The sequence below is a fragment of the Caballeronia sp. LZ003 genome (assembly GCF_031451465.1).
In the GTDB taxonomy this organism is placed as follows: Bacteria; Pseudomonadota; Gammaproteobacteria; order Burkholderiales; family Burkholderiaceae; genus Caballeronia.
The window spans coordinates 1-8920 of record NZ_JARUXJ010000256.1 but is presented as its reverse complement, the minus strand read 5'-3'; the positions used below and the strand labels follow the sequence as shown (position 1 = coordinate 8920).

At 57.1% G+C, this 8920-nt stretch carries 8 protein-coding genes and 3 pseudogenes; 3 read left to right on the top strand and 8 right to left on the bottom strand.

The genetic code is table 11. From position 1 onward, the window contains the following. Nucleotides 1-363 precede the first annotated feature (363 nt). Complete coding sequence (locus QCE79_RS38325; protein ID WP_309854147.1) at nt 364-666, top strand: ogr/Delta-like zinc finger family protein; 303 nt, start codon at nt 364-366, stop codon at nt 664-666. Beyond that, entirely contained in the window at nt 663-938 is a 276-nt protein-coding gene (locus QCE79_RS38320; RefSeq protein WP_309854144.1) for an ogr/Delta-like zinc finger family protein, read from the top strand. Before QCE79_RS38325 ends, QCE79_RS38320 begins: the two co-directional genes overlap by 4 nt. A 401-nt stretch (nt 939-1339) precedes the next feature. Here QCE79_RS38320 and QCE79_RS38315 read toward each other — a convergent pair whose 3' ends face one another. From QCE79_RS38315 to QCE79_RS38300, 4 genes are all read right to left on the bottom strand, one after another. Next, nucleotides 1340-1507: a hypothetical protein gene (locus QCE79_RS38315; RefSeq protein WP_309854140.1), complete on the bottom strand. Its 168-nt coding sequence runs from the start codon at nt 1505-1507 to the stop codon at nt 1340-1342. A gap of 961 nt (nt 1508-2468) precedes the next feature. After that, the gene (locus QCE79_RS38310; RefSeq protein ID WP_309854151.1) at nt 2469-2843 is read right to left on the bottom strand and encodes a very short patch repair endonuclease; all 375 of its coding nucleotides are present in this window, start codon (nt 2841-2843) and stop codon (nt 2469-2471) included. A 70-nt stretch (nt 2844-2913) separates the two neighbouring features. Beyond that, the gene (locus QCE79_RS38305; RefSeq protein ID WP_309854137.1) at nt 2914-3846 is read right to left on the bottom strand and encodes an NgoMIV family type II restriction endonuclease; all 933 of its coding nucleotides are present in this window, start codon (nt 3844-3846) and stop codon (nt 2914-2916) included. Continuing rightward, nucleotides 3846-4802, bottom strand: a complete 957-nt coding sequence (locus tag QCE79_RS38300) for a DNA cytosine methyltransferase (RefSeq protein WP_309854134.1) — start codon at nt 4800-4802, stop codon at nt 3846-3848. Before QCE79_RS38300 ends, QCE79_RS38305 begins: the two co-directional genes overlap by 1 nt. A gap of 583 nt (nt 4803-5385) precedes the next feature. On the opposite strand from QCE79_RS38300, the pseudogene QCE79_RS38295 reads away from it, so the two are divergent. Next, nucleotides 5386-5583, top strand: a pseudogene (locus QCE79_RS38295) (type II 3-dehydroquinate dehydratase); the annotation flags it as partial. 199 nt (nt 5584-5782) lie between these two features. On the opposite strand, the gene QCE79_RS38290 reads toward QCE79_RS38295, so the two are convergent. The 4 genes and pseudogenes from QCE79_RS38290 to QCE79_RS38275 form a co-directional block, all read right to left on the bottom strand. Next, nucleotides 5783-6547: a class I SAM-dependent methyltransferase gene (locus QCE79_RS38290; protein ID WP_309854130.1), complete on the bottom strand. Its 765-nt coding sequence runs from the start codon at nt 6545-6547 to the stop codon at nt 5783-5785. A 556-nt stretch (nt 6548-7103) separates the two neighbouring features. After that, nucleotides 7104-7418, bottom strand: coding sequence for a hypothetical protein (locus tag QCE79_RS38285; RefSeq protein WP_309854128.1), 315 nt, complete (start codon nt 7416-7418; stop codon nt 7104-7106). A 9-nt stretch (nt 7419-7427) separates the two neighbouring features. Next, a pseudogene (locus tag QCE79_RS38280) lies at nt 7428-8479 on the bottom strand (phage portal protein). Continuing rightward, nucleotides 8479-8920 (bottom strand): annotated as a pseudogene (locus QCE79_RS38275) (terminase); the annotation flags it as partial. The pseudogenes QCE79_RS38275 and QCE79_RS38280, both read right to left, overlap by 1 nt.

Here is an 8920-nt window from a genome sequence, read left to right as displayed (position 1 = left end):
GCGTCATTCGAGCCGCAAGAGTTGGGAGTTGGGATTGGGGTTAGCGCGCGAAGCGCGCCCTTGGACTTGTGTCAATAACTGTACGCAGAGTCAAACGCCTGATTCGAGCGACTTAGACGACTGGATCGCTGACTACGATCGCGCCGATAACAGCGAGCCTGCGGGAAGGGGTGCGCCGACGACGAATTCGTGGCGCACGGCCGATGTCCCGGATAGGCATGCGCGTTCCGATCTGCACGCACGGCCGGTTGCACGTGCGGTCGAGCAAATTCACGTGAGTCCCGATGACGTAGGGGATTGGCTTGCGGACTACGCGCTTGCGGAAGCGAGAGGCCGCCCCTCGATTTGGACACGCGAAACGCGATGGGTGGCGTCATGAGCGAATGCGTCGATCAGCCGCGCACGATGGTCATGGAGTGCCCATCGTGTGGCGAAGAATTGGAAGTGCGGCACAGCGAGCAACTCGGTGTCCTGTTGCGTCGCCTGTACTTCTGTTGTGAGTCGTGCGGATACCGTGCTCCGGCCAGTTTCGAAATCCTGTTCTCGCTGTCGCCCGCGCAGGCTCCGAATCCACATGTCGTGCTGGAGATTCACACCGGGGTTGCGCCTGGGCTGCGTGGGCCAGTCAATTCGCGCACAACCAAACGCGTACGGGGGGTGTCGTGAGATTTTCGATTGCATGCCCGCATTGTGGCTCGCGCTCGATCGCACGCGCGATGGAGAAGCTTTCGGAAACAGCGTGGTTAATCGATTTTCAGTGCGACAACGTGCGGTGTGGTCACGCGTGCCGCACACGTATTGATTTGATTCCGTCCGTCGTCCCGATTCCCAAGCTCGGGCGACGGCAGTCGCTGCCGCTATTCGCCGATGTAGATCTGGGCGAAGAGGCGGTTTTCGTCAGCGGGCGCGAAACACACCGATATGAAGAAGGACAATGACGCCGAAATCGCGCATCAATGAGCGCAGTGCTTGCTAATAACCGCGCTCATTCGAGTTCGAACTGCAGGTCCCTTAACATCCAGCTTGCGACCCGCGTCACTCTGAACTATCCGGGCTACGCTTCCAACGTCGGAGTAGCACAAAGCGGCTGAAATCGACCCCATTCAGCTGTCCGGTCGGCGTTCCCTCGGCCGACTGCTTCCGACGGCACATCGGACTTTCGATCGGTCGACTCAATTGTTGGACGACCAGTCGAAAGAAGCACCAAGAGTTGCCCTCTATTGGAACTTGCTCGCTCGAATGATCGTTTTGATAATCGCCAGGAAACGGCGAAAGCATAAACACACCGCCATTCATCTTTGCCGCCGTGACGCTTCCGCTCTACGGGTGCAGAGCCTTCTCAACGGCCAGTTGCGGAGAACGGCGCGCCGATAAAGAGCACCGCGGCAAACACGACGACACCGCTCAGCAGAATCAGACCCGCCACGCCGGATCCGAAGCTCGCATCGGCCCACGCCTTCACCTTTGGCGAAACAAAGTTGCCGATGTTGCCGATCGTGTTTACCATCGCCACGCCGGACCGCCGCCATTCCGCCGATGCGGTTCGTGAGCATCGTCCAAAAGATTGGTTGAACCGTTGAACCGTTGAACCGTCCCGCGATGGCTGCGCATAGCGCGACCACTGCGACGAGCGGCGAGGCGCCGGCCGACGCGAACATGGCGATAGCCGCGACCGCCAGACTCGCGCAACCGAAGAGCGTCAGGCGTCCCGCACGTCCGGATCGGGAATGCCTTGAGAGATCCGCGAGTCTGCTGGCTAGTTCTGGTTATGACGCAGCGAAACACCGGGAATGGGCAACCGGAGAAGAAATTACACTAGCCGCGTTCATGAAAGCGGTTGGGCTCGAGCAGAACGGCTAACGAATAGCGATGCTTACGGCCCGCCTATCACGCTGACTGCATTCCCGTTATTCCCTAGACGGGAATGCAGTTGATGCGGCATTGTCGATTGATCTGTAAAGGCGGTGCTGGTGTAAAAAAGTTGGCTTCAACACAGAGCGTATTGGAATAGTGTTTAAGTCATCGCTTGTTCGCTCATTGGCAGAAGCTGGCGTCGATCTGATTCGTATCCGCGTATCTAAACGGCTTTCGAGGTCCGCGGGTATATACGTCGATAACCATATAAGACACCCAAAAGTAGCCGCTGCTATTTCGTTCAATCGCTGTGTGCGACTGCTGACTATCTGACTATCGCCGTATTCGAGCACTGAGACGTTCAGCCCTTTCTTTGAATGATATTTGTCGACCATCGCGCCCGTCGGGCGGTCAATCATGAACTTTAAGCCGATGATTTGTCGGGGGAGGAGATAACTCTGAAAGTGTTGTGATCTTCCGCATGCTGCCGTCGTCATTACTGGTGTAGATCGACGTGACGGTACAAAGCAAAGTTTCGGATACCGGCGGCGTGAAGTCGGCAGCGGCCGTATCGATGTTGATAAGACATGCGGCGAACGCAATAAGCGGAAGTTTCATTGATTGCCTGAGTTTGCCTCCCTGTCGTTGAAGGTGGACGGCCCTAGGAAATTTACAAGCCGCTCGGACAAAGTCGGGTCGCTAGCGATTTCACATTCCCAAACGACCATTACATCCCATCCTAGTGTCGCGAGGGCATCTTGGTTTTGCCGGTCGCGCTCCTGATTCCTTTCAAGCTTCGGCTGCCAATATCCGGCATTGCTTTTCGGAAGACGCCCTTCTCTGCACGCTGCGTGTTGGTGCCAGAAACATCCATGAATAAATATGGCTTTCCTGCGCGCGATGAAAACGATGTCAGGCTTGCCGGGGACGTCCTTCCGGTGGAGGCGGTAGCGATAACCGAGCAAGTACAGCAGTCGTCGCACATTCATCTCAGGCGCAGTGTCCTTGCTGCGGATGCGCCGCATATTCTCATTGCGGCTCATTGCCATCGCTAAGCCCTCAAACCGCTAAGTCAAGCGGCAAATCTGAGATGTCCTTGAGCCGCTTGCCTTCGACCATGATAGCCAGCAGGTCCGCAGCGTCAGTCATGTTTAAGGTTGCCACCGCAGCCTGCAACTCGTATAGAGCGAAGTGGTACATGCAATCGATGTCACCAGTGCCAAGCGCAATTGACGCGAGCCGATTCGGCGTTGGCTCTCCTGAAACGACGACGACATGGGGTAGACGACCCTTTCGGTTGCGAATTAAATTCAATGCTTCGGATCGCGAGTTCTGCGCTCGGTCGCTCCGAATTGTCCACTTGCACGAAATACTCGCGTGCAGGAGTGCCTTACCGCCGTTCCTCTTCCGGAGACCTGCACGCGTCGTGACGTTCTCGTCCACCAGCAATTCGGACGCATTGATCAATTCGTCGTCAACCGTGGCTCTCTCCACGACGATATCGGGCGTAATCGTGTAGTCACTGCCCAACGCTGCAGCCAGTTCCGGATTATCGTTTGCAGCCTTGTTTAGCGCGATTAGATGAGCATACTGATCATATTTTGCGATCTCCAAGCGATTCCGACCGCTGACCCTACGCACATCCCAGCTGCCCGGCCGCAAATGGTCAAGCTTCGGGAAAGTTTGACGCACAAATGCGGCGACGAAGTCCTCGAACTTGTTGCCTGCGGTTTGTCCTGCGCTACGTTCCTGGATCGTCTCTGCCTTAAGTTGTTCTGCGATGCTCAATGCAATCTTTTTGCTCCCGACATTGCTCCCGTCGGCGTTGCTAACTATGCCATCGCTACTGATGGTCAGGATTGATTTGAGCAGCGAGGCATGGAAAGACTTGCGTGCTTCCGCGAAGTATGCGAAATCGGACGCAATCGTCTCAACAACCTTTTCGGGCGTTGGACTAAACAAATTGTTGTTTGCTGAATCGTTGTTGGTCATCACGCAACCTTGAATATGCGTTGCACCGACAGCGCGGCATGAATCTGGCGCGCGACAGCTGCTGCAACTGGCGGCGGAAACGCGTTCCCAATTTGCCGGTACGCCGCCGTCTTTTTTCCTGCGAACGCCCAATCGTCCGGGAATCCCTGTACTCGTGCAGTCATGCGAGGCGTAAGCCGCGGCATTCCAACGAAGTCGCGGTCGGGCGCTTCGTCCCATAGTCCCATTCCGTCAACTCCAATGGCCGCCCAAGCACGTTTGGCGCGCGTCGGCCCTAAATCCGGACCCCCGTGCTTTTTGGAGCCACCGACCAGCGTCGGGGCAATCGCATTTGCCATCTCGCGCCAGCGGTCCGCACCGCGCCAGCCTTTTGCCTTCATCAAGTCGTGCAAGAGCGCGCCAACCGTCGGCGGTTCTGCTTTAAGCGGCTCTGGCCAAGCAAATGCGTCTGCTAGTTCCTTTCTGATACCCACGAAAATCACCCGCGGGCGCAATTGGGAGACCCCGTAGTGGGAAGCGTTGAGCAGGCGCCACCCCGCGACGTACCCCAACTTCTTGAGACGCTTCTCGACATTCAAGCGATAATCACTAAATACGGGATCGAGCAATCCTCGGACGTTCTCTAACATCACGGCCTGCGGCCTGCACTCGTCCACCAATCGGATAGCCTCTGGAAACAAGTCACGTTCGTCGTCTGCGCCGAGCTGCTTGCCAGCTTTGGAGAACGGCGGACAGGGGACGCCGCCTGCTACCAGATCGATGCCTCTGTAGGGTTTCCCGCTGAACTTGCGGAGGTCCCCTTCGATTACGTTCCAGTCGGGACGGTTTAATCGAAGCGTTGCGCAGGCGGGAGGTTCAATCTCGATCAAGGCGGCGTGGTCGAAGCCGGCCATCTCGATCCCGAGGCCTTGACCTCCAGCGCCCGCGCACATTTCTAGTGACGAGAAGTCGCTCATGTATTTCTCTGTTGTGAATTCTCAGGCTTGTGCTGCTCCGCGAACAAGCTCTGCTGTCTTCGATTAGCGTGCTGTTCTACGAACTCACGCATAAATTGCCGTATCACTTCCGAAGCGGCGCGCTCGTCCTCGTCGCACGCGCGCTGGAAGTCAGCGCGGAGCTCCTTCTCAACGCGAATACGGAGACCTACGTCTTTGCTGTGCATTGGACAGAAAACCTGCATGGATACACGCGTGTGTAGCCAATTCTACCGCATAAGTCGCTGGCGATGTGGCGGTCGTGACGGGCCCGGCTAACCTGTACATCGCGCGGTTAGATTACATTTTGTAATTTAAGCAGTCGAAAGCACGATGACTCAAACCAACACCGACGCGCTAACCGCCCAATGCATGCGATCCGAAGGGGGTAAGAGTTCGCCTGGAGCGATCGCGACACCCTCAGACGGAGTTGATACCGGACGCGATCGCGGCGCGAGCAACATTCCGGCCATACTGAGTAGCCGCATCGTGGGTCAAGTGAACGAATCTTTCGTCCGAGCAAAACACTCTGAGGTCCTCGGCATCGAGAACTGAGATGCCGACGAGCTACGGCATCCGCGATGCGCTAGCGATTCTCACCTGCCCGGTCGTGGAAGTGCATATGGCGAACATCCACGCACGCGAGCTGTTCCGGCATCACTCGGTGTTCGCCGAAGTCGTCGCTGGGCAGATTTGCGGCTTTGGCGTGCAGAGCTATCTGCTCGCCTGGCGGGCGGCGGTCGCTCAAACCAAGCAAAAGTGAAGGACAAATCGATGGCTGCTCGCGAAGCGAAGCAGCCGCTAAACGCTGGTCGCCGGTGCTGGTCGTATGTCCGCATCTGGCCAGCATGCGCCTCATGCATGCCTAAGCGACCGCTGCCGCTCACCGGCGGCACGCCACCCACAAGGGACGGTCATCGTTCACGGCAGCCGCCATTCGAAGCTCAACCGAACAGGGCAGACTACGGGGCCGTCGCCGTAACAATCGGTTGGTAATAGCCAGTGACAGTTGGTGACAGGACCTGTACGTCGTTGAATCCGACCTGCATAGCAAGAGTCGCTAACTCCTCGGGCGTGATAGCCCGATAGCGACCAACGAAATGGCTCAACTGCCAGTCAAGACCGCTTGTCTGACGGGTGATATACAAATGGACCGTGTAACGCCGAGCGTCTTGCCAGTCCCACACCTGATGCACAATGCGGCGAAGACCGTTGTCCATGAACAGTGATGGTGGCAGCACAATCGGTCGCTGAGTCAGCAACGTGCCGTAGTCCCTCAAGCTAACAAAAATCTTACCCCGCGCTCTTAGACATCTGAGCATTGCCGTCAGCGCTTGGGCGATCTCCTCGTCGCTATCCAGGTGCGGAATGGCGTTGTCGAAAGCCACAACCGCGCCGTAATATTGCGCCTTGCACGTGACGAGCAGCCTCATATCGTCCACGCGAAATTCGACGCTCAGATTTCGCAGAGCAGCCTCCCGCGCCGCTCGCTCAACTTCCGTCTTCGATATATCTGTACCCTCAACCTTATACCCCGCGCGTGCGAGACTCAACGCTTGCGTACCGATTCCGCATGCGCAGTCGAGGATGGTGCCGAGGACACCGGATTCGCTTATGAGCGGTGCCAATACCGCACGTTGACGCTCGATCGCCTCATCCCAATTGTCGAAAATCAGGTGATAAGAGGATGCCATGTCATCGTAGAAGCTCTCTGCGGATCGAATCATGAAGTGACCTTAGATTGTAGTAGGTAGTTAATTGTCAGCGATGTACGAGTGCTTGTCGAGTGACCGAAGTTGGGCGATTTCAGCCACGTCTACCGCACCTTGCCACCCATCTAAAGTTAAGCGCGTCACAAACGACATTAACGCAAACCATCTCGCTGCCGACAATTTCACTCGATCCAAGTACACCTCAAGCGTCGCCGCCAGGGCAAGACGCTCACACACAGCGGATGGTGCCGTTTCGCGTGAGGAGGGCGACGGGAGAAGCCGCTCGCGAGACCTCGAAAATCGCAGTCCCCTCCGCGCCTGCCATCCAAAACAAAATGGCGTTTTCAGACGCAAAAGGTTGGACGGGCGCAGGCCGACGCGACGCGGGTTTCGGCGACTTTCGGAGGATATTTCCAGACGCACTTTGACGCGCGGTGTGCGCGTCCAGACGCAGGCTCGAAAAATCACGCTCGACCGGTGTCAGTGCGACAATCGGTGACTCGTCGTTCATCATCTCGGGGGAGTTGGCGGCGAGGCTATCATCGCGCGAGATATTTCCGATGTTAGAAAATTACTTCTTGGCAGCCACTTCCGATATCGGAGTCAACTCCAGCGAGCCGTTGTTCCCGTTGCCGTCTCGACTGGCCGGATGTACGCACAGATTTCGGAAGTTGCTAAGGTTCTTGGTCTCGCGCAACAGCTGACGGATTGCGTCCACATCCTCTGGATCGACCGATGGATCATCCAGGTACAGGATGAAACCGGCATGTGAACCATTGGCGTGGTAGCGACGGCGGAACAGCGTCGCGGACTCGTTCAGTCCCGCCGTGTTCATGCCGATGGCGACCGGTTCGGCGTATTCGAATTGCGTTTTCAAACTGCTCATGTTTCGCTCCTAAGCGTGATTAGATGTTGTTGCAGGCGGCACAGCGTAGTCCTCGAATCGCACGATTTCCTCGTCGGCCCATTCGTTGATCGCCCGGAATTTTTGCTGCAAAGGTCGGATTTCGTTGTAGCCAAACACGCGCGCGGCAGTGTCGGCCGCACCGAATCCGCCGGTGTTGCTTGGCACGATACCGATCAGTTGCGGTGGTACGCGGTGGGCGGCGAGACTGTCGTCGCGCGTGATATTTTTGATATTAAAGAATTCATCCTTGGCGGCCACTTCCGATATCGGAATTAACTCGAGCGAGCCCTTGTTCCCGTTGCCGTCGCGACTGGCCGAATGCACGAACAAATTTCGGAAGTTGCCGAGGTTCTTGGTCTCGCGCAGCTGCTGACGGATTGCGTCCACATCCTCTAGATCGACCGATGGATCGTTCAGGTACAGGATGAAACCGGCATGTGAACCATTAGCGTAGTAGCGACGGCGGAACAGCGTCGCGGACTCGTTGAGCCACGCCGCTTGAAGTGACGCGATGTACTCAGGCATGCCGTACACCTCCTGGTTCACATCGGGCTCGGCGAGCTGAAACACTGACCCACGCTCGAAAGTATGGGCGATCTGGTATCCGTCGATCAGCGCCACGTGCTCCAGATCCGTCATCCGGCGCGTGTATTTCGCGACGGTCGGCCGGTAGTTGAGTGCCTTGCCTAACAAATTGGTTTCGCGTTCGAGGTAGGCATCGCCAAAGGTCAGATAATCCAGCGCCAAGCGGCTGAACGATTCGCGCGAAAACCTCTTATGCGGGATGAACGTCGAGGCGAGTACGTTGCGCTTGAAGTACAGGGCGGAGGCGTGATGGGTGCCCGCGCGAAGCGATTTCGCCAGTCCAGTTCGACAAATGGGGGCTCGAAAAAGCCGTTAATCGTCCACAGTTCGCGATAGTCGAAGATGTCGGGCGCTTCAAGCGCGGTGGCGGCGTCGCCAAACTCGAATGTGGTAATTGAGCTGAGTGAGTCGCGCGCGGCGATTTCGCTGGCGCTGCTGATCGAGGTGACAAGCATTAATAGAACTCCACAGTGCTGCGAGCGCGAGTCGCGCCTTCAAGCGGTTCGTTGTCGAGCGCATGCATGCAGGCCCAGGCCAAATCGGCGTGGCCGATCTCCTGGCTGCGTGCGGCGGTGTAGGTGAGTTTGCTGCCGCTCGGGGTCATCGATCGCCGAATCGACATGAATGACTGCACCAGGTCCGTGTAGCTGGCGTCGAATTCGAGTCGTGCGTTTGTGATGACTGACTGCGCCTTCAAAATCAGTCGCGTCTTGAGCTCGGGCGAATATTGCAATGCGTAGGTGCGCGGAAAGAACTGCTGAACCAGCCGATACAGCCCGTAACCGACGCCGGTTGCATCGACCGTGATCTTGGTGACGTTATAGCGCCGGGTGATCTCGCGCACGTATTGCGCCTGTGTCTCGAAGTCCTCGCCGCGCCAGCGGTGACGTTCGAGC